Consider the following 20,290-nt stretch of genomic DNA (forward strand, 5'->3'; position numbering starts at 1 on the left):
TATAGCAGACCGAATGGAAGAACTAAAGTCTGAACGTGTTGCTGATCAGCAAGAGATCCTAGAAACTTTAACAGCGGTGTTAAGAGGAGAGGCCCAGGGCGCTGCATTAGTAGGCATGGGAATGGGCGAACAATACATGAAGACGGATATGAAGCCATCAGTTGCAGAGCGCATCAAAGCAGCAGAACTTCTCGGCAAACGCTATACCATGTGGACCGACAAGCAGCAGGTGGAAGGTTTGGTACCTGTAACGATCGTGAATGATCTCGATGATTAATGTTAGCCTGAAAAAAGTGGTCGGCGGTGGGTACAAAGACTTCTGGAATTATCGCGGTCGCTATCGGGTAGTAAAAGGTGGCCGGGGGTCGAAGAAGTCCGCAACAGCTGCATTAAACTTCATCGTCCGTATGATGGAGCACCCGGATGCAAACCTGCTCGTCGTTAGGAAGGTTTTCAAGGACCATAAGGATTCAACCTATGCACAATTGAAATGGGCTATTAACCGGCTTGGTGTGGCACATCTATGGGAAGCCAAACTCAGTCCATTGGAAATCATCTATAAGCCCACTGGGCAGAAAATCATGTTTCGTGGTCTCGACAATCCAATGAGTGTTACCTCGATCACAGTGGAAAAAGGATATCTAGCATGGGCATGGTTTGAAGAAGCCTTCCAGGTACTCAAAGAAGATGACTTTAACAAAATAGACATGTCCATCCGGGGAGATACCGGAGGGCTATTCAAACAAATAACGCTGACGTTCAACCCGTGGAGTGACAAACACTGGCTGAAGAAGCGTTTTTTTGATGTTCAAAATCCAAATGTATTGGCTATGACGACCAACTATCTGATCAATGAGTTTCTCGATGCAGCCGATATTCAACTATTCGAGTGGATGCGGATCCATGCGCCGAGACGGTACAAAATCGAGGGACTTGGTGAATGGGGCATCGCAGAGGGCGGCATCTATGAGAACTGGCGAGAACTTGCTTTTGACAAAACGGAGATTGCCAAGAGAGATGGTATCAAGTCTGCATTTGGCTTGGACTTTGGTTATACCAATGACCCATCAGCTCTATCATGTTCATTTGTGGATATCAAAAACAGAGAGCTGTTCCTCTTCGATGAGATGTATGAAAAGGCGATGCTGAATGACGAGATTGCCAAGAAAGTGACCGATATGGGATATGGCAAAGAGTTGATCATCGCGGACAGTGCTGAGCCAAAATCGATTGTCGATCTACGCCGGTACGGTCTACGGCGGGTTAAGTCGGCTGAGAAGGGCCGGGACAGCGTGAAGGTCGGTATTCAGTTCCTGCAGCAGTTTACCATTTATGTGCATCCGTCCTGTACGAACTTCCAGATAGAACTGGCCAACTATGTCTGGGAAACCAACAAAGAAGGCAAGCAAATAAATCAACCAATTGACGAGTACAATCACTTGCTAGACGCCCTGCGGTATAGCATGGAGCCAATTAGAAAACGATCCAGAAGGGTGGTGTGAAGATGAACGAGTACATTCCTTACATCCAGAAGAACGGAATGGACGGGCAGCTGCTGAATCAGATTATCGAAGAGCATAAGCCCAACCGCAATCGCATGCTGCTCTTGTATGAGCGATACAAAGCCAGTATTGAAGGTGTGCCGATCTTGAAACGTACTCCAATCGAATATGAGGATTTTGAGACAGGTAACATCAAACGGATTGACAATAAGGTCAACAATACACTCAATAACTCTTTTGATGCGGAAATCGTTGATACAAAGGTCGGCTATCTGTTCGGTCATCCGATTTCCTACCATGTGGATGATAAAGAAGCCTTGGAAAATACAGTACAAGACTTCGTAACCCGGAACAGTGCAGAGGATGCAGATGCAGAGTTGGGGAAAAAGGCAGCCATTTGCGGGTACGGCGCACGCTTGCTTTACATCGACAAAGAGGGCCGCGAGCGCATGAGGAATATCGACCCTTGGGAGGTCATCATCCTTGCAGAAGCCGATATCTCTGAACCGACATACGCAGTCCGATATTACCCATTGGCCGTTCTGGAAGCTGGGAAGAAAAAGGAGATCTGGCAGGCAGAGTTTTACGGAGAGTCCACAATCACTATCTTCCGTGCAGACACAGCAGGAGGAAACTTCACCCTTTTCGATGAGCAACCGCATCTGTTCGATTATTGCCCTCTATATGGTGTGCCGAACAACGAGGAATTGCAGGGTGATGTGGAGAAGGTCCTGAACCTGATTGATGCATACGACCGTACGCTGTCCGATGCGAATAACGAGATTGAGCAGTACAGGCTCGCTTATCTAATTCTGAAAGGCGTCGGCGCTGATGAAGAAACGCTGCAGGAGATGAAGAGGGCAGGCATCCTACAATTGCTGGATGAAAAAGAGGATGCCAGCTATTTGACGAAGGATGTCAATGGCGAGTTGATAGAAAACCATCTGGATCGGCTCGAACAAAACATACTTCGCTTCGCCAAGTCAGTTAACTTTTCAGACGAGCAGTTCAGCGGGAACGCTAGTGGCATTGCAATGAAATTCAAATTGATGGCCCTTGAAAACAAGTGCGTGACGATGGAACGGAAATTCTCTGCAGCCCTGCGTTATCAATTCAAGGTGCTTTGCTCGGCATGGCAGAAGCGTGGAAAGTGCCAGGCAGATGATTATCTTGCTATCTGGATGGGCTTCAAACGTAATTTACCGGCGAATGTCATCGAGGAAGCTGATGCTTCACTGAAACTGAAAGGCATCGTGTCAGAGGCAACAAGGCTCTCCATGCTGTCGTTTGTTGATGATGTGGACCATGAGTTGCAACATCTTCAAGAAGATCGTGAGGGGTATGTTGATTTAGATAATGTTGAGGAGGAAGGGGGAGAAAAATGATTGAGTGGAAAGAATTCATAGACAGGTTGAAGGAAGCGTTGCTGAATGTTTGGGAAAGAATCAAATCAGCAGCTTTCCGTTTATATAAGTGGGTGACAACAGTTCAGGCTGAGCCCATGAAAGAACATCAAGCTCGACGGACTGGGCAAATACAACACGACACTCGCAAGCCACATCAAGTGATAATTCGGAAACCACTATGCAGGCCGTTGAAAATTATCCGTTAAGGGAAAGGTTTGGTGATACAACATCTGCCGGCTCGGCGTCATGAGAGGACTTTAAGCAAGAGTCCATAAACAGGCTTATTTATTTTGCGTTCCGTGGGCAAAAGCGTGCGGAGGGCCAAGGAGGAATAATAATGAAATTGGATTTGGAACAGTTGAAAACATTGGCGGAGGGTGGCGACAAAACGTCCGTTGAGGCATACATCTTCAAGGCATTCGAGAAAGAGGACGTGCCGTTGGTGCAATCGGTCAATGCGGATGTACGAAGCGTACTGGATGCAGAAAAGGACAAGCATCACAACAAAGCGCTCGAGACTTGGAAAACAAACAACCTGGAAACCCTTGTCGAGGAAGAAGTCAAGAAGCGCAATCCGGATAAAACGCCGGAACAACTTGAACTTGAGAAGCTGCGGAAAGAAATCGAGGATGAGCGCAATGCCCGCAATCGTGAAGCATTGAAGAACAAAGCCCTGGAAGTAGCGTCTGAAAAGGGGCTGCCAAAGGGCGTCTTGGACTTCTTCATCGCAGACGATGAGGAGAACACACTCGCCAATCTTACAAAGCTGGAAGAGGAAGTGAATGCGGCCATCCAGGCCGGCGTCGATGCGAAATTCAAGGCATCAGGTCGAGATATCCCTCAAGGCTCTAAAGGAACTGCAGGGGGCAGCATCGACATTACAAAGCTTGCTGAAGAAGCGAGCATCAGAAACCAATAATGGGAGGAAATTTACTTATGAAAAACAAAAAGCCTTTGATTATGAAAAAGAAACAGCCAAAGCAACTGAAATTAGATATTCAATTCTTCGCTACTAAAGCATCGTTCGACCCGAACAACGTCATGCTGATGGATGCGAAAAACGGTTCAATCCCGACTGAGCAAGGGACCCTCGTCCTAAAAGACTTCATGACAAATTCAGCCGTTGTCCAGCTGGCGAAGAATGAGCCAATGGATAAACCAGTAAAAGAATTCACGTATCTTGCCGACGGGCCTGGCGCTTACTGGGTAGGAGAGGCGGAGAAGATCCAGACAAGCAAAGCCACTTGGCTTACTGCGAAAATGGAAGCCAAGAAGCTCGGTGTCATCCTGCCGGTATCGAAAGAATTCCTTCGCTATACGGTCGCTGACTTTTTCAACCTGATGCGTCCGGGAATTGCGGAAGCTTTCTACACAAAGTTTGACCAGGCGGCCCTCTTCGGCAATAACTCGCCTTATGCGGCAGGTACATCCGTTTTCGAGCGCATCACTGACTCTGGCAACACGCTAGAGATCGGATCAACTGCAAATCTTTACTCAGATCTGAATGGGCTCCTGGCTCTTGTGGAGGATGGAGACAACGATCCAAACGGATTCACAACTACTCGCCGTTTCCGTTCGAAACTTCGCGGGGCAGTGGATGCAAATAATCAACCTATCTTCAACGCAACGACACAAGGCGCGGCGAATCAGTTGCTTGGCCTTCCTGTCGGTTACGTGGACGGCAAGTCATGGGATTATGACAAAGCGCAGCTGATCACTGGCGACTGGGACTATGCGCGCTATGGAATCCTGCAGGACATTGAGTATGCAGTTTCTGAGGACGCTACTTTGACAACCATAAAAGGCGAAGATGGACAGCCAATCAATCTGTTTGAGCGTGACATGTTTGCTCTGAGGGCTACAATGCATATAGGCTTCATGACTCTAAAAGAAGATGCGTTTGCTGCACTAGTTCCACCAGTACCAGGACCATGAAGAGGAGGGGTTTTGATTGAATACTAAAATTCAAATCATCAATAAGGATGGCAAAGAATTGATTGTCACTCAGAAAGCCTTTGATGTTGTATATCAAGGGCTTGGATATCGTTTGGCTGCTGAGGGTGAAGATGCTATTCAAGTAACTGAGGAGCCTGTCGATTTATTCACTCTTTCCCGCGAGGAACTGGAAAAGGTGAGTAAGTCGGACATTGTAAAATTCCTCAAAACCGAGGAAATCGATTTTGATGAAAGGGCGAAGAAAGAGGCTTTGATTGACTTGATTGCAGGTGAGTAATCATGTCCAATCTCAATAAAACGCCGGAGCAGATCAACCGGGCTGTCGGCCAACTGATGAAAAAGGCCGACCGGGAGATCGCCAAGCGATATGCCAATACTCTCAATGAGATTCGCGCCGAACTCGCCAAGTACTTCGAGAAGTATGAGGAGGATGGCGTTTTAACCTACGAGGAAATGGCTCGTTATGACCGCCTGGAACGTTTTATCTCCTATGTTGATGAATTGCTCAAGCGCAATCATAAAGACCTCAGAGGGACGATATACGACGTTTTGGGAGAGTCATATAAAGATGGCTTTTACTTAACAGCATGGGCGGTTGAAACGGACACACTGAGTAAGCTTTCATATTCAGCGGTTAAGCCGGAAGTCATCACTAACATGATAGAAAACCCAATCAGTGGATTGAAACTGAGCCATCGCTTGGAGAAAAGCCGTTCCGAGATCGTGTGGAAGGTGCAGCAGGAAGTGACGCAGGGGCTTGTGAAGGGCGAAACCTTTGGGGCGATGTCCAAGCGCCTGAAAGAGACGTTCGAGGGCGATGCGGCCAAGTCTATGCGTGTGGTCCGAACGGAAGCACACCGGGTAGCTGAGCAGGCCAAGCATGACAGTGCAAAACATGCCACAAGAAACGGAGTCATCATGATGAAAGAGTGGGCGTCCTCCCAGGACGAACGAGTCAGGAGTTCGCACAAGCACTTGGATGGAACAAAAAAGAAGATGGATGAAAACTTTGAGGGAAAGCTCGGCAGTGGTCCTGCGCCTGGCCAATTAGGTCATCCGGCAGAGGATATAAACTGTCGATGCTTTCTTATGTATTCGGTCGAAGCGATCGAGAAACCAGATGCCGAAGAATTGGAGAATATGGCATTTGAAGAATGGAAGAAGGAGCGATTGCGATGACGATTGATGAACTGAAAATCCGGCTCGGAATCGATCCAAATGATATTAATGCAGTCCGTGATTCAAAACTTGCAGCTGAACTGGAGGACGCCATCGCATATGCAATGGAGTGGTGCAATAATCCATTTGTAGGCGGCATTCCAGCAGGGGTGAAACGAGCAATCGTCATGCTTGTTAAATCGAATGCGGAGAGCCGTAACGTGCAGAGCCAGCGCCTTGGCGATATGTCAAAGTCCTTCTTTGAAGGCGGGAGCATGAAAGCCATTCATGACGAGCTAAGGCCGTTCAAGAAAGTGAGATTCACATGAGGATTTCGGTTAAAGATCAAAACAATTCGAAATCACTTTTAAAAGCTCTAAAGGAAGTTGGTAAGTCTCAAATCAATGTCGGAGTTATCGGTGGAGATTCAGAGATTGCTATGATTGCTGCCGTTCATGAATTTGGCTGTGATATCCAAGTAACCGACAAGATGCGGGGCTGGTTTGGCGCAAATGGTTATCCCCTGAAAAAAGAAACGACTGTAATCAGAATCCCGGAACGATCTTTTTTACGTGCTGGATATGACGAGAACATAAAAAAGATTGTAGAACAAGTTGAACAACAGTTGCCTCTCGTACTGGAAAACGATGTGGATCCTAGGATTTTCATGGATCAAATTGGTCAACAATTCGCTTCGATGATTCAGAGGAAATTACGTGAAGTCAAATCGCCGCCTCTAAGCGATATGACTCAACAACGCAAGGGATCGTCTAATCCATTAATAGACTCTGGTCGGTTGATCGGTGCTATTGAGCACGAGGTGAAATGATGGGGAAGCCATTTGAATTTGCTGATTTTGTCACCGAGTTTCAAGTGCCGTTTATCTACTATCAACACCAAGATGGCTATTGGGACAACAATGGCGACTATATCGAGGAGAAAGAAGTGCCCATCCAGATGACCGGTATCGTACTGCCTCTATCAGACGATGATTTGCGGTACGCTGAAGCTGGAACCTATTCTCAGAAAGAGAAGAAGGTTTATACCACTCTTCCCCTTCAAGAAGGACGGGAAGTCGAATACAAAGGGGATCGGTACACCATCCAATCTTTCAAGGATTACAGCGAGTATGCGGATGTGTATATCTATCTCATGAGGTGGCGTGAAAAATGATAGAACAGATCCGTAAGCAAATATTAAAAGACACAGGTATCCTCGTCGTCCCTGCCAATACAACAGCGAAGAAACCGACCATGCCTTATGCAACCATCAATGCCACATCGCCTTGGATTGATGACCGAGGGCATGCAGATACACTTACCTATTCGGATGAATCCGGTACCCATATAAAGCGAATTGAAGCATATCAGATGGTTTTCTCCATCAACGTTTATGCTGCAGATGATGCGGCAACAATCCAGATTGCAAAAACCATTCGAAATTGGTTTGTGCTGGCAGGAGAAAGCTTCCTGGATGAATTGAATGTGGTTGTAGTGAATCGAGGGAACATCGAGAATCGGACAACTTTTTTAGTCGATTCCTATGAATACAAACATGGGTTTGACGTGCGATTGAGGGCGACTGATGGGCAGGTTATTACAAGGGCGCCAATGATTCCGGATGATGCCGTGACCAATCCTGATGGAACCATTACTTTCCCGGATGGCAGCACATTGAATCCTGATGGATCCATTGAGAAACCAGACGGGACAATCATTGATCCTGTTGGCTACGATTGGATTGAGAAAGTCATAATTGAATACAAAGGAGTGGAATAGATGCGCTATGTTGATGTAATCATCACCCGGGAGACCAAGCCGATTGCGGAAAAAGGCTTTGGTCTCCCTTTAATTTTGGGAACAAGCAAGGATGCACCATATCGGGTGTATCGGGAAATTGAGGATGTTGCAGCTGATTACGATGTGGAGTCGAGGGAGTATAAACTGGCATCCCGGATGTTCGGCCAGAATCCAAGGCCGCAGGAAATTGCGATGTTCAGTTTTCTGTATGATTCTGTTTCTGATGGACCAACAGCACTTGCCGAAGCATTGAACGAGCTAACAAAGAAGCACAAGGATTTTTATTACCTTGTATCAACAGAACAGGGCGATGAAGAAATCACAGCATTGGCAGAATGGACGAATACATCCGACCGTCTTTACGGAGCAACAACGGCAAATCCGGAGTTGGCAGCCACTCTTAGGGGGCAATTTGATAACACATTCCTTGTAGTCCATGACAAGCCGGAAACATATGTGGCAGAAGGGCTCATTTCAACGTGTGCGCCTCGTGTCATCGGCTCGTATACTTGGACATTCAAAAACGTTCAGGGCGTCCCTGCGGTTGAATTTGACAACACGACGATCAATGAAATTGAAGCGAACAATGCTTCGACCTACATCGAAGAAGCCGGTGTACTCATGAACTTGCAAGGAGTCGTTACAAGTGGCGAATACATCGATGTAATTCAGGCGACGCACTTCCTCAAAGCACGGATGGCAGAGAGTGTCTTCCGGTTGCTGGCTCTTAAAGAAAAAGTGCCATACACCGATGCCGGTATTGCATTGATTATCGCAGAGGTAGAAAACGTATTGGATCAAGCGACGAAAAAGGACATTGTGGCTGTTGACGAGGCAGGTAATCCGATTTATTCGATCACTGCTCCCCGCGCTGCTGATGTGCCGAAAAATACAAAAGCGAAACGGATTCTCCCGGATGTTCATTGGCGGGCGGTCATTGCCGGTGCTGTTGAACATGTAGAGATCCGCGGCGTACTCGCACTATAAGGAGGGATAAGGAATGGGCCAAACTACGACCTATGATTTTAAAAAGGCGTCTGTCATCGTGGATGGCGTAATTATTACCGGCTTCATGGATGGTGATGCGATTGGCGTTGAGAAGAATGAGGATGACGTAACTACGCATGTAGGTGCGGCGGGAGATGTAACATTCTCTGAATCGAATGATGACACAGCAACCATCACCCTGACACTCAAACAAACCTCTTCTTCGATTCCATATTTGCAGGCGTTGAGAACAAGCAAGCGCATGTTTCCCGTGCGCATTGTTGACTCCAATGATAATGCCTTCCGATGCGGTGGTACCGAGTGCCGTATCGTCAAGGCTCCAGACAGGAGTTGGAGCAATGAAGTTTCCGGCGTTGAGTGGTCAATCACAGTAGCAGATTACAAAGAAAACTAAAGGGAGCGATTATAGATGGCGAGCAAACCAAAACAAAAAGAGTTTAAATCAAGCAAAGGCAATTCTTTTACATTTCAAAGCATCCCTAACTCTAAGTATCTCGAGGTGATGGATAACGCGGTCAAGCCTGATGGAAATCCATCGGTATCAAAGCTTTATCCTCAACTGCTCGAGCATATTGTCGTCCAGCCGGGTGGCCTAACGGTGGATGATTTTGAAGACTTCGGTGAGCTTCGGGAGGTTTGCGAAGCAGCACTAAACTTTCAGCAAGGCTAATAAAGAATTGGTTAATGTAACGCTCGAGGGATTTAAGGTGATCCCCGGGCGTTATTTTAATTCGGCAGGCAGGAACTGGTGGGCGTTTCTGATTGGAGAGAAATTCGGCGTTGATCCGTTTTTAGTTATGGAATGGGTGCCTGAAAGAGTCATGGAAGCACTTGCCTACATCGAGATGTCAAAACCGAAAGGAGGATGAGTATGAGCGATAATTTGAGAGATATGATCGTCAGCATCGCCTTTAAAGACAATGCCTCCAAAGCCGTGCAAGAAGTAAATAAAAGCATGGACGCAGTAAAGAAAGCATTTCAGTCATCTGCGACCGGCGCGGCAAAAACATCTCAAGCTGTTAAGGATGTGGGGGGTGCAAGCAAGGCGGCCGCGCAATCGATCAAGCGAACGGACAGCGGATTTAAGGCGACAGCGGCGACGATGAAAACGGTGCAAACTGCCTTCAAACGGACTGAAAGCAATGCCAGCAAGATGTCCGGGACATTCCATCAGGCAACAGCTATCATGAAAAACGCTGCATCTGCGGCAAAGCCGATTCCGCCTGAGTTGACGAAAATGCAACGGGCCATGAAATCGGTGGGGGATGCCAGCAAAACGGCCGCATCCAAGATGCAATCCTTTGCCAGCTCTGGCTTAGGGAAACTGAAAAGCGCATCTATGCCGGCGCTCTCCTCTTTAAAGAGTGGTTTTCGGTCTCTTCCTGGACTCGTGGGTGGAGCGACCATGAAAGTCGGCTCATCCATTACTAACTTCATCACTGCGCCTTTGCGCGGTGCTGTAGGCATGATCAAGCAATATGCCGGCGCCCTTGGACTTTTGTCCGGGGGAGCGCTGGCTGCTTCAGGGATGGGTCGTTTGTCAGCCATTGAGAATGCTCGGACCTCTCTCACCGTCATGATGGGAGATGCAGGAAAAGCCAATAAATTTATGGACGATATCCTGGCGTTTGCAAAAACCACGCCATTTGCTTTTCCGGATCTTGCTGAAACATCAAGGAACCTCATTGCCTTTGGTATGGACGAAGCGAAGGTAGTCCCGACCATGAAAGCTATCGGGGATGCTGCGGCGGCAACCGGGAAAGGATCAGAAGGGCTTAACCAAGTTGCGGCGGCATTCGGTGATATGCAAATCGCTGGAACGTTGGGTCTGGATCAAATTAATAGATTGCAAGCAGCCGGTGTTCCCGCATTGAAGATTATGGCCAATACGTTCGGTATCTCGACGGACAAGATGAAAAAGAAGATTTCCGATGGGTCCGTTGATTCTGTAAAAGCCATCGATCAGTTGGTTAAAGGGATGCAGGAAGGAACAAAAGGAGTAGCAGGAAATACAGCTGCCATGGCAGGCATCATGGAAAAGACAAAGGAGAATTGGACAGGCTCTGTTGACAGCTTGAAGTCATCGATATCTTCGACCATGGCAACGTTAATAGAACCGGTTAAGCCTCATCTTCAGGAAGGGATGGCTTGGTTTGGACAGACTTTCAGTAAGTTGCCGGATCTTGTTTTTGGGGCAGTTGCTGCTGTGAAGCCAGTTTTCGAACAGCTAAAGCCTATTTTCGAAAGCGCCAAACAATCCTTTGATAGTTTTATAGAACCTTTAAAAGAGACTTTTGCAGGAACAGGAGCGGTAATCCAAGACTTCATAAGTGATGTGGTTGCTCAATACCTGCCCTTAATAGAAAACAATTTCAAGACAACCTTTGAGGGTCTGACACCGGTAATTGACACGGTAGCATCAGTTATTAAGGACGTTGGAGAAGTTGTTGGCTTTCTTGTCCAAAACGTCGTGTTGCCATTGGTGCCGATCATGCAATCGACAATTTCAAGTGCATTCACAGCCATACAGCCAGTGCTCGAAGTAATCAAAACAGCTTTCACAGCTGTCAAGAACATCATCATGATTCTGGTCAATAACGTCGTCATTCCGTTGATTCCTATTGTTTCGAGCATCATCAGCACAGCTTTTTCAATCATTTCACCCATCTTGCGGATTGCCAGTTCACTATTCGGAGTAATTATTGATGTGATTATGTTCCTAGTCAACAACGTGGTCAAGCCTCTGCTTCCTATCATAACTGATGTTATCTCAGACCTCTGGAAGGATATTCAACCAATCCTGGAGGGGATTGCAAAACTGTTTGATGGAATCGCAGATGCCATTGAATGGGCAGTGGGGAAGTTTAAATCATTTACTGATGCTGCTGCCAATTTTAAAATGCCTAAAATCGGCATGCCAAAATGGATGGGTGGCAATGGCTTGATCCAACCGGCAGGCTCTCATGCTACCGGACTTGGCCGGGTTCCTTATGATGAATATCCAATGTTTGCGCATAAAGATGAAGCGATTCTGACAGCCCAACAAGCAAATGCATTGCGAACAGCCGGAATGCTCAAGGGTGATGGAGTAGGTCCTTCCTTGGATTTAAGTAAGCCAGCCGTGACCGGTTCCTCATCAGGAGGCGGAAAAACAGAAAATCACTATAACTTTAGTGTAAATGTCAATGGCGGCGGAAATGCCCAAGAAGTCGCTCATTTGGTGAGGAAAGAAATCGATGCAATCTTTGCCCGCCTGAATGCCGGAACAGTCTAGGAGGTGATGTAGTGCCGTATATTGGCGATGTTTTGATCAATGTCATAGAAAGAGAGAGCTTGAATGAGAGTTCTTCAACAACCGATCATGCTTTGGAAGATGGGGAAAGAATATCTGACCATGTGGAAAATGATCCGATCACACTGGACATTGAGGGAGTCATCATTGATCCAAGCGATGAGAAGTTGCTGAAACTGAGGAAATACCGACAGTCCGGAGAATTGCTGACATACAAATATCGCACTCGTTTAGAGATGGTACTCATCACTTCCTTCCGACCTGACAAGGATAAGGAAATCAAAGATGGGTACCGTTTTTCTATGTCCCTGAAGCAGATCCGCATGGGGAAAGTGCCCAACACGGTGAGGGTTTCTCTCCCTGTGAAAAAGCAAGTTAAACAGGTGACGAAGGAAGGGAAAAAGCAGGTTAAAAAGACACAAAGTAAAACGCCTGCCAAGAAGCCGACAACTACACCGAAGCCAAAGGCGCCAGCTGCATCAAGAACAACTCGTGCCGGAGATAGGTTGGTGGCTCAATGAATTATATCGACATTGAAAAAGAACTGATTCCCTATCAGTTTGATATTGATATCAGTGAAGTTGAGTACACCATCGAAGTCAATTATAACGAGCGCTATGATTTCTTTACGCTGGACCTTTACCTGGAGGATGAAGCTTTGCGAGTGGGAGAAAAAATGGTGCTCAATCAGCCTGTTTTTGAGGGGCTGACACAAAACAAAATCATACCTAGAGACCGTGCCGGAATTGCCGATAGGATCACCTATGACAATCTAAATGAGACGGTCTTTTTATTTGTGGAGTGATGGCCATGAATTTATTCGGCAGACAAATACGGTTAGAAGCTGGCGGCAAACTGATCGAGCCGCCATTGACCATTTATTTCGATGTGGATTTTGATGATTCCGAGAAGATCAATATGACATCCATAAAAATCTACAACTTGTCCGACAAGACTATTTCCGCATTCAAAACAGATACCCCTGTACTGCTGTCTGCGGGTTACAAAGGAGACACTGGTCTCATCTTTCAAGGGGTTATCAAAAAGGTATCAACGGACTGGGAGGGCGTAGACAAGATCACCGAGCTCGAGTGCGCTGATGCCCACGGTTCCTATCTTAAGGGCAAGGTCTCCCGGACTTTTGCTCCCAACACTACAGCAAAGACGGTACTGCAGTATCTCATCGATCAGGCAGGACTCGGGATTGGTGATCTCAATCCGCCAGTGAATTTTGTCTACAGGAAAGGCAAGGTCGTCAAGGGTAACGTGAGCGATCGTTTGAAAGAGGTCGCCAAGGACTGCAAGGCAAAAATGCATATTACTCGAGGGAAAATATACATTCGTGATACAGCAAAGGGTGATAATCGAGCGTTTGTCGTGGATAAAGATAGCGGCCTGATTGAGGATCCGGACATCATTGAAGAAGAAACGGAAGATAAAAAGACCGGAAAGAAGACGAAAAAGGTCGGTTATAAAGTGAAGATGCTGCTCAATCATCGGATTACCGTTGATTCGGTAATCGTTTTGAAATCCCGGAAGGTCAATGGTACTTTCCGTGTTTCAAAGGGCAGCCATACGTGCAATGGTAACGACTTCTATACCATTGTGGAGGTGTACAGATGAGCGAAGAAGCTTACCGATTTTTCAAGAAGCAACAGGAAAATATGGCTGGAGATTTATACACTTGCTTACCTGCGGATATCCTGGCGGTTGACCTTGCCAATATGCGGGCAGATGTCCAGCCATACGGAGAAGATCAGAGTCCCGTTCTCCAGGTACCGATTGCCGCGCAACAAACTGGCGATTTTATCATACGGCCGCCATATAAGCCGGGTGACGCCGTATTACTGGTGTTTTCTCAGACTGATATTCAACCTTTTCTATTTAGTGGAGGCCCGGCATCAGGAAGGACTCACGCTTTGGATGATGCTGTGATTATTGGCGGCCTTGTTCCTTTTACAGAGCCGTTGCCTGCTGACTTTTCCCAGCATGCGGATGATTTTGTCATAGCGAAGCGAGATTACTCTGCCCGTCTCATCTTTAAAGAGGACGGAACACTTCTCATGGAATCAGATGAGGATATCAATATTTCATCCAGGAAAAATATAAATCTTACAGCTGAAGGACTTGTCACTACCACGGATTCAAGGGGTGGATCGGCATGAGGTCTCTTGAAATCAATGACTCGGGCGATTGGACACTTGGCATGGTGGAAGGTGATGCGGAGCTTGTCCAGTCTATCAAGCATCTAATTTATACCCGTGTGGGTGAATGGTTTTTGAATCAGGACTACGGCTTCCGGCGGGATGTATTGGAAGAAAAGAAGTATTCGGAGAGCGAGATCGTTCAGGCTCTGTATGATGCAATCTACCAGGAGCCGAGGGTGTTGGAAATCATTAAGGTGGACTATCAATTTAACCGGATTACCCGGAAACTGTCCATTGCCTTCCGGTTGCAGACGGCGGATGGAGAAGCAGGGGGTGAAGTGAATGTTGACATCGGTCGGGTTCAAGCGTAAGCGATACGCTGACTTTTTTGAGGAAATGGGCGAACTAGCCCGGAAGCTATGGGGAGAGGACGTTGATTTATCGGAACGTTCTCCACTAGGGAAATTTGTCTCCTTGATTGCATACACACGTGCAGAAGATGCGGAGACGGCGGAGGAAGTCTATAACAGCCGTTTTGTTGATACATCTGAAGGCGTTTCTCTCGAGCAAAACGTGAAACGTATTATCACAAGAAAGGATTGGCTAAAGGCGACCGGCAAGGTGCAGCTTACCCTTGAACGCGGCGCCGATATCCCGGCAGGTACGTTGGTAAGCACTCCATACGGCGTTCAGTTTGAGACGCTGGCCGCCGTGAGAGCTTCCGAGGATGCTACCTATACTGTTGATGTCCGAGCTGTGGAATTCGGCAAAATCGGCAATGTAGCCGCCGGAGAGATCACCAAGATCATTAATCCAGTCCCTGGCTTCAAGGCGGTCACCAATCCAGAATCTTTCAGGAATGGCCAGGATAGAGAAACGGATGAAGAGGTAAAAACTCGTTACTATGCTTCACTCGGGAAATCTGGCAGCAGACGCTCGGAATCGATTGAAGCCAGAGTGCTGGACGAGGTGGAAGGCGTGCGTTCCTGCAAGGTGGATGAGAACGACACGATGGAGCCGAACGAGCGAGGGGTACCACCCAAAGCATTTGAAACATTGGTGCTCGGCGGGAATGCCGATGACATTGCAAAGAAGATATTGCAAGCGAAGGCTGGCGGCATTCGGGCTTACGGATCAACCATTATTGAGGTGCCAGATGCAAAAGGTAAGCTCCATAAAATAGGATTTACCTATGCTGAAACGATACCGATCTATGTTAAAGCTTTGATTAAGAAAGGGTCCAACTACCCCTTGGACGGAGATCAGCAGGTGAAGGAACAAATTGTGAAATTCATCGGGGGTACCGGAGCAAGCGAAACTTTCAATGGTTTAAACATGAGTGAAAATGTCATTTTGGCAAGGCTTGAAGCGCAGCTGTTCCGAGTGGAGGGAGTGGAGGATGGAAGAATCCTTCTTTCTGCCGATGGAGTCGATTTTGTAGACACAAATATATCCGTCGGCTTTGCGCAAGTGGCAGAGACGGACTTTTCTAAGATTGAGGTGAGCGATCTTGAAGGTTGAAGAACTAATTAGGCGCCTACCATCCCACTTTAAGAAATCACCCGGAAGCAATAACTATAACGCCATGTCACTGACAGCAGACGCCTCAGAGGATTTGAACGAGCTGTATGCGACCATCCAAAAATATTGGGATGTGGATCAGGCGGAAGGGTCTGGGCTAGATCGCTTAGGGAAAGAAGAGGGCATCAGCCGCGGAAGTTATGATGATGAGATGTATCGAAAAATGATAAAGATTCAATACATCGTCAACATGGCGGAGGGCGATATCGATTCTCTGAACACCATTCTGACTGCATATATGGGCGACGGTTTTGTAAGCATTGACGATGGATGGGACAGCTTCCTGCGGGAGCCGGCTTCGATGGTTATCAACGTGAGCAAGGATGCGGAAGAGATTCCTTATAAGCTGATGAAGCGTGTGAAGGCTGCTGGTGTTCGAATCTATTATGCTGCTATCATTGACCAGATCAATGCAACGATTTTTCCGAAGGAATACACCTTCCCTGTCCCCTATCCCGTCACAGGCACATTCCACACGGCCCCCCTTAACGGCGTTGCGTCCAAGGCAACAATGGCTGTCGAATCAAAAGAATACAGCTATACAGTCCCGTATCCAGTGACCGGGACTTTTTATTGTTCGGAAGGAGGTTATTAGATGGCAACATTGCTCGAAGTTGAGACTCTGAAATTTTGGGATAGGCTGATTGTCGGCGCAAAGGTAACGATTGATGGGATTGAGCGTGATTATCCCATCCACCCCTCATCCTACATCGAGGGAAACGAGCTAAAAAAAATCGTTTACTTAGAAACCGAATCCGGCCATGTTACCCATGCTTATGTTGTGGATCGAGACGGCCGGCGGATTCGAGAGACGGACATGAACATTAATAAGGGCGAGGAAGGAATGATGATTACGTTTTTCCTTGGTCTGGAGATAAAGGAGGGAGTTACAGTTGGCTGAACCATATGTATATGTGCCGTTTCAGTGGCTTGATGAAATCGTTGAAATGGACGAGTTCGGTCAGGTCATATATGAAAAGGACGAACAGGGAAACATTGTCTATTTGAAAGATCGGCAAGGAAATTATGTCTTGGATCCAATTAATCTCAAGCCACTGCCGAAACCCCGACTATTACAAAAGGGCACCAGACACTCAGCTGCACGTGAAAATCACCAAGAGGAAGGCATTGCAAAGGCTCATAATAGGCTGGATGACATCGACAATTGGCGCATCAAAAAGGATATCCGAGACGAAATCAATGACAAGTTCCCGGGCAACTCCGGCGCGTTTGCGGACATGTTCGACGGTGAGCCGAACAAGATCCAAAGATTAACGGCCAGAGCGGTCTTGACGGCTCCCCGTTCGGCAGGGACGACGGTTCTAAATGTCGATCATACCGAAGGATTCAAAGCATTTACCGAGATCTCCATATTTGACGGGTTGAATTTTGAGGATACGTTAATCACGGAAATCACACCAAATACAATCACCGTGCAGCCGTTGGAAAATGATTATGTAAAGGGTGCAGTGATTGCGCGGAGTACGGCGAAGATTGCAGGCGGGAAGATGGAGAACGGAGCTTGGAGCACGTATTCGATTGAAGTTGGAGAGGTGGTGTAATAATGGCGTGGGAATATTATGCACCTATAACAACTACCAGACAAGGGTGGTCAATTGACCCGATTAATTATCGGTATCGGGTCGTCGGGAGCACAGCATCTGATGCGGTTCTTTATATTGATTACATGAACGGAATATATACTCACAGAGTAACGATTTGGAAAGGCACTACTATAGATATATCGACATATCTAGCTGGTCTTACAAGCCCTGGTACTGTTATGTTCGCGACTAGCAGCGGATCGATGAGGTTGGAATATGAGAAGAAAAATTCCGCCCCAACAACTCCGGGCGAATTTACACAGCCAACTGGCGTGTTAAGGCAAGGTACTTCTTCCGTCATCAGTTGGGGAGCCTCAACCGATGCAGAAGGCAATTTAGCCAACTATATGTTGGAGCAGTCAGTCGATAACGGCGGGTGGTCGGCAATTGCACAGCCAACATCACCAAGCTATACACATACAATCCCGACAGCAAGAACTATCCGATTCCGCGTCAAGGCGGTGGATAGAGAAGGCGCTGCTTCGGATTACAGAGAAAGCAGCACCTACACAATCAATGCAAACCCAACGCTTACACTTGAGACTGAAAACAACATAACCCTGTACGAAAATGATGTTTTCCTAATTAAAGGAAGCGCCAAAGACATAGATAACGGCAATATCATCAATGTTCGATTCTCAATCAATGGAAGTACCGGCCGAGCCCTGGACACTTATATCAGTGATGGATTGACTGCAAAGACCTTTGAAAAGAAGTTGACCTTCAAGGGAGGCAGACTGTATGACGGGGCCACTGACCTTTCAGGAGCTTTATCTGAAGGTACAGCACATATCCTTCGAGTATGGGCCGAGGATGACCAGGGCGGCAAATCTACCATATCAGAGCGAACATTCTATGTAGTTCCTAACAGGCCGCCGGTCCTTTCCGTTAATCCGTTTGAGTTGCAGTCTGATTTAATCAATACTGAAAAGGTTGCGATTAGCGGTATTGCAAACGACCCAGATGGGAACGAGCTGGTCGTGCGCTACAGGCTTAACGAAGGACTGAACACACAGATTCATTCCGGCCCATCCGGTCCTTGGTCTTTCGATCTCCAACTGAGCAAGCTGCAGGAAGGAGAAAACACCATAGTTGTGGAGGCCATCGACACCTATGATTTCAAGATAACAAAAACAATCAAAGTGAATAAGACAGCCAATCGAACGCCTACGAGCCAATCTGTGCAACGATACAAAATCGTACCTCCAGCCGGATCAGCGCAGGGCGTTTTATTGTGGACTCAGAGGGACGAGGGGCAGGAGATTCAAGCGGAGATCAGCATGACCAACGGCACAGAGCAAGAGAAGTTTGTACCCCTGACGCTCGATACATCAGCCCCAGTTGCTCCCGGAATTATCGAGGATTTCTTCCTCTATCGTGGCGATGCACCTGCCGAGAACATTGTCCTGAAGCTGTCCTGGACAGGCGATAAGCCAATCACATTATTAACGGGGGCGTTGCAGCAATGACACAGCCAATGATCAGAAGAAGGCAAGAGGATGGCTCTCTTGGTCCGTTGGAGCCTTTGTTTCCGGATATGCCACCAGCAATCGATGAAACAGTGCTCATCCTTTTGGAAGCAATGGCCGGGCAGCAAATGCAAATCGAAGAATTGCAAGCTGAAGTCGAGGCGCTGAAAAGAGGTGCGGAGTGATGGTCCAAAAGCATATGATTCCTGTTTTTGCCCTCCTAGTAAAATCAGGAGGATGGGAAATTACTAAAGTGCCGGGCCACTATCAGATTCCGGTTGCGGAGTATTTGGCTGCTGAAGTGGAGGACAAAAGAATATAAGACACCAGTTATTCAAAAGTCCATAGCAATAACCCGCCTTCTCTAATACAATTGAAGGTAATGTAGTGAGGAGGCGGGATTAATTGAATTTGCTGGAAGACTTACACGGAATTTTAATTGGGGAATTAGAGGGTTTCAAATATACGATAAAAACAGATGACTTACGAAAATTGTTGACCGGCTTGATAAATTTACAGGATAAGACGGTTAGCATTAAGAGAAGAACTGTCCATATTTCGAAGGAATTAAGCGCAAAAAAATTAAAAAAACCTTATGATATTTATTTAAAACAAATAATCAACAAGTTTAAGAATGCTGAAGATGTTAATCCCTATTTAAGCAAATGGTCACTTGAGGCTAAGAAGAAAGATTTACTATTGTATGACTGGGGAATTCATCATTTACACTTGCACAATGAATTTGATGATAAAGGCTTCATTGAAAGATCTGACTGGCTTTTGTTTTTCATACTCGAAGAAGATGATGTTTATCTTATTGATGTGACTAAGCATCGGCTTGAGGATGGAACAGAATTTTCACAACAAAATCTATTGAAAATTTTAAGAAGCAACTGGCCATATATATTAGAGCCATTCAAAATGAAAGATGTTATTGGGCTATCGGAAGCAATAGATGACAAAAGACATTCTTTATCGAGGAGAGCAGGATTATTCGTGCCCGTCGAGATTGAAGGAGAGGTGTTCATGCCGATAGGCGGGGGGATATCTACCGCCAAGACAAGTTTAACTCACACACGTAAAGTGGACCACGTATTTGATGTTCTTCAAGATATAGAAAGGGATCTAAAATTTAAAGTAAGAAATATGAAAGAAATTACGAGAGAATTTAACATACTTTTTAATGTAGTGGACTTTAAGTTAACATTAGAAAGCAATAACTTTTTTGTTGTGGAAACAAAATCAAATACCAAGGTTTATATAGTCAATGATTTATATGATTATATTTTTGGTCATTTGTTTGAACTTTAACTACCTAGCAAATTGAATTCCATCATTGTATGGAACATCTACGGAACAGGGGGTATG

At 46.5% G+C, this 20,290-nt stretch carries 29 protein-coding genes; all 29 read left to right on the forward strand.

The features are described from left to right. On the forward strand, positions 1 to 277 hold a 277-nt coding region (locus AC0TWI_RS01490; protein WP_488124561.1), incomplete at its 5' end, for a terminase small subunit. After that, the gene (locus AC0TWI_RS01495; RefSeq protein WP_488124562.1) at positions 270 to 1,502 is read left to right on the forward strand and encodes a PBSX family phage terminase large subunit; all 1,233 of its coding nucleotides are present in this window, start codon (positions 270 to 272) and stop codon (positions 1,500 to 1,502) included. The genes AC0TWI_RS01490 and AC0TWI_RS01495, both read left to right, overlap by 8 nt. Positions 1,503 to 1,504: 2 nt before the next feature. Continuing rightward, entirely contained in the window at positions 1,505 to 2,887 is a 1,383-nt protein-coding gene (locus AC0TWI_RS01500) for a phage portal protein (protein ID WP_488124563.1), read from the forward strand. A 358-nt stretch (positions 2,888 to 3,245) separates the two neighbouring features. Continuing rightward, positions 3,246 to 3,827, forward strand: a complete 582-nt coding sequence (locus AC0TWI_RS01505; RefSeq protein ID WP_488124564.1) for a DUF4355 domain-containing protein — start codon at positions 3,246 to 3,248, stop codon at positions 3,825 to 3,827. 122 nt (positions 3,828 to 3,949) lie between these two features. Beyond that, positions 3,950 to 4,843, forward strand: a complete 894-nt coding sequence (locus tag AC0TWI_RS01510; protein ID WP_488124691.1) for a phage major capsid protein — start codon at positions 3,950 to 3,952, stop codon at positions 4,841 to 4,843. 16 nt (positions 4,844 to 4,859) lie between these two features. Continuing rightward, the gene (locus AC0TWI_RS01515) at positions 4,860 to 5,141 is read left to right on the forward strand and encodes a hypothetical protein (RefSeq protein WP_488124565.1); all 282 of its coding nucleotides are present in this window, start codon (positions 4,860 to 4,862) and stop codon (positions 5,139 to 5,141) included. A 2-nt stretch (positions 5,142 to 5,143) separates the two neighbouring features. After that, positions 5,144 to 6,043 (forward strand): phage minor head protein, encoded by a 900-nt coding sequence (locus AC0TWI_RS01520; protein ID WP_488124566.1) that lies wholly within the window; start codon positions 5,144 to 5,146, stop codon positions 6,041 to 6,043. Beyond that, positions 6,040 to 6,351, forward strand: a complete 312-nt coding sequence (locus AC0TWI_RS01525; RefSeq protein ID WP_488124567.1) for a phage head-tail connector protein — start codon at positions 6,040 to 6,042, stop codon at positions 6,349 to 6,351. Before AC0TWI_RS01520 ends, AC0TWI_RS01525 begins: the two co-directional genes overlap by 4 nt. Next, positions 6,348 to 6,851 (forward strand): phage virion morphogenesis protein, encoded by a 504-nt coding sequence (locus AC0TWI_RS01530; RefSeq protein WP_488124568.1) that lies wholly within the window; start codon positions 6,348 to 6,350, stop codon positions 6,849 to 6,851. Before AC0TWI_RS01525 ends, AC0TWI_RS01530 begins: the two co-directional genes overlap by 4 nt. Continuing rightward, positions 6,851 to 7,195 carry a hypothetical protein gene (locus AC0TWI_RS01535; protein WP_488124569.1) on the forward strand — a complete coding sequence of 115 codons (345 nt, stop codon included), beginning with the start codon at positions 6,851 to 6,853 and terminating at the stop codon, positions 7,193 to 7,195. The genes AC0TWI_RS01530 and AC0TWI_RS01535 overlap by 1 nt, the downstream gene beginning before the upstream one ends. Next, a complete protein-coding gene (locus AC0TWI_RS01540; protein WP_488124570.1) occupies positions 7,192 to 7,800 on the forward strand; it encodes a phage neck terminator protein in 609 nt (202 codons plus the stop codon). The genes AC0TWI_RS01535 and AC0TWI_RS01540 overlap by 4 nt, the downstream gene beginning before the upstream one ends. Beyond that, positions 7,801 to 8,808 carry a DUF3383 family protein gene (locus AC0TWI_RS01545; protein WP_488124571.1) on the forward strand — a complete coding sequence of 336 codons (1,008 nt, stop codon included), beginning with the start codon at positions 7,801 to 7,803 and terminating at the stop codon, positions 8,806 to 8,808. Between the two features lie 13 nt (positions 8,809 to 8,821). Continuing rightward, positions 8,822 to 9,223 carry a phage structural protein gene (locus AC0TWI_RS01550; protein WP_488124572.1) on the forward strand — a complete coding sequence of 134 codons (402 nt, stop codon included), beginning with the start codon at positions 8,822 to 8,824 and terminating at the stop codon, positions 9,221 to 9,223. Positions 9,224 to 9,238: 15 nt separating this feature from the next. Then, positions 9,239 to 9,499: a hypothetical protein gene (locus AC0TWI_RS01555; protein WP_488124573.1), complete on the forward strand. Its 261-nt coding sequence runs from the start codon at positions 9,239 to 9,241 to the stop codon at positions 9,497 to 9,499. Positions 9,500 to 9,506: 7 nt separating this feature from the next. Next, the gene (locus AC0TWI_RS01560; RefSeq protein ID WP_488124574.1) at positions 9,507 to 9,698 is read left to right on the forward strand and encodes a hypothetical protein; all 192 of its coding nucleotides are present in this window, start codon (positions 9,507 to 9,509) and stop codon (positions 9,696 to 9,698) included. A gap of 2 nt (positions 9,699 to 9,700) precedes the next feature. After that, entirely contained in the window at positions 9,701 to 12,103 is a 2,403-nt protein-coding gene (locus tag AC0TWI_RS01565; protein WP_488124575.1) for a tape measure protein, read from the forward strand. Between the two features lie 11 nt (positions 12,104 to 12,114). After that, positions 12,115 to 12,642, forward strand: coding sequence for a phage baseplate protein (locus AC0TWI_RS01570; protein WP_488124576.1), 528 nt, complete (start codon positions 12,115 to 12,117; stop codon positions 12,640 to 12,642). After that, a complete protein-coding gene (locus tag AC0TWI_RS01575) occupies positions 12,639 to 12,926 on the forward strand; it encodes a phage baseplate plug family protein (protein ID WP_488124577.1) in 288 nt (95 codons plus the stop codon). Before AC0TWI_RS01570 ends, AC0TWI_RS01575 begins: the two co-directional genes overlap by 4 nt. A gap of 5 nt (positions 12,927 to 12,931) precedes the next feature. Continuing rightward, on the forward strand, positions 12,932 to 13,744 hold the full coding sequence (locus AC0TWI_RS01580; protein ID WP_488124578.1) for a phage protein: 813 nt from the start codon (positions 12,932 to 12,934) through the stop codon (positions 13,742 to 13,744). Continuing rightward, positions 13,741 to 14,286 carry a Gp138 family membrane-puncturing spike protein gene (locus tag AC0TWI_RS01585; RefSeq protein WP_488124579.1) on the forward strand — a complete coding sequence of 182 codons (546 nt, stop codon included), beginning with the start codon at positions 13,741 to 13,743 and terminating at the stop codon, positions 14,284 to 14,286. Before AC0TWI_RS01580 ends, AC0TWI_RS01585 begins: the two co-directional genes overlap by 4 nt. Continuing rightward, entirely contained in the window at positions 14,283 to 14,639 is a 357-nt protein-coding gene (locus AC0TWI_RS01590; protein WP_488124580.1) for a contractile injection system sheath initiator, read from the forward strand. Before AC0TWI_RS01585 ends, AC0TWI_RS01590 begins: the two co-directional genes overlap by 4 nt. Continuing rightward, the gene (locus AC0TWI_RS01595) at positions 14,611 to 15,789 is read left to right on the forward strand and encodes a baseplate J/gp47 family protein (RefSeq protein ID WP_488124581.1); all 1,179 of its coding nucleotides are present in this window, start codon (positions 14,611 to 14,613) and stop codon (positions 15,787 to 15,789) included. The genes AC0TWI_RS01590 and AC0TWI_RS01595 overlap by 29 nt, the downstream gene beginning before the upstream one ends. Further along, on the forward strand, positions 15,779 to 16,444 hold the full coding sequence (locus tag AC0TWI_RS01600; RefSeq protein ID WP_488124582.1) for a hypothetical protein: 666 nt from the start codon (positions 15,779 to 15,781) through the stop codon (positions 16,442 to 16,444). The genes AC0TWI_RS01595 and AC0TWI_RS01600 overlap by 11 nt, the downstream gene beginning before the upstream one ends. Further along, positions 16,445 to 16,750: a hypothetical protein gene (locus tag AC0TWI_RS01605; protein ID WP_488124583.1), complete on the forward strand. Its 306-nt coding sequence runs from the start codon at positions 16,445 to 16,447 to the stop codon at positions 16,748 to 16,750. Next, a complete protein-coding gene (locus tag AC0TWI_RS01610; RefSeq protein ID WP_488124584.1) occupies positions 16,743 to 17,411 on the forward strand; it encodes a hypothetical protein in 669 nt (222 codons plus the stop codon). The genes AC0TWI_RS01605 and AC0TWI_RS01610 overlap by 8 nt, the downstream gene beginning before the upstream one ends. A gap of 2 nt (positions 17,412 to 17,413) precedes the next feature. Next, a complete protein-coding gene (locus AC0TWI_RS01615; protein WP_488124585.1) occupies positions 17,414 to 18,922 on the forward strand; it encodes a hypothetical protein in 1,509 nt (502 codons plus the stop codon). After that, positions 18,919 to 19,107, forward strand: a complete 189-nt coding sequence (locus AC0TWI_RS01620) for a hypothetical protein (RefSeq protein WP_488124586.1) — start codon at positions 18,919 to 18,921, stop codon at positions 19,105 to 19,107. The genes AC0TWI_RS01615 and AC0TWI_RS01620 overlap by 4 nt, the downstream gene beginning before the upstream one ends. Continuing rightward, positions 19,107 to 19,244, forward strand: a complete 138-nt coding sequence (locus AC0TWI_RS01625; RefSeq protein ID WP_488124587.1) for a CD1375 family protein — start codon at positions 19,107 to 19,109, stop codon at positions 19,242 to 19,244. The genes AC0TWI_RS01620 and AC0TWI_RS01625 overlap by 1 nt, the downstream gene beginning before the upstream one ends. Before the next feature lie 83 nt (positions 19,245 to 19,327). Beyond that, positions 19,328 to 20,233, forward strand: coding sequence for a hypothetical protein (locus AC0TWI_RS01630; protein ID WP_488124588.1), 906 nt, complete (start codon positions 19,328 to 19,330; stop codon positions 20,231 to 20,233). The last annotated feature ends 57 nt before the right edge of the window (positions 20,234 to 20,290 follow it).

The organism is Lederbergia sp. B243.17, assembly GCF_057657925.1.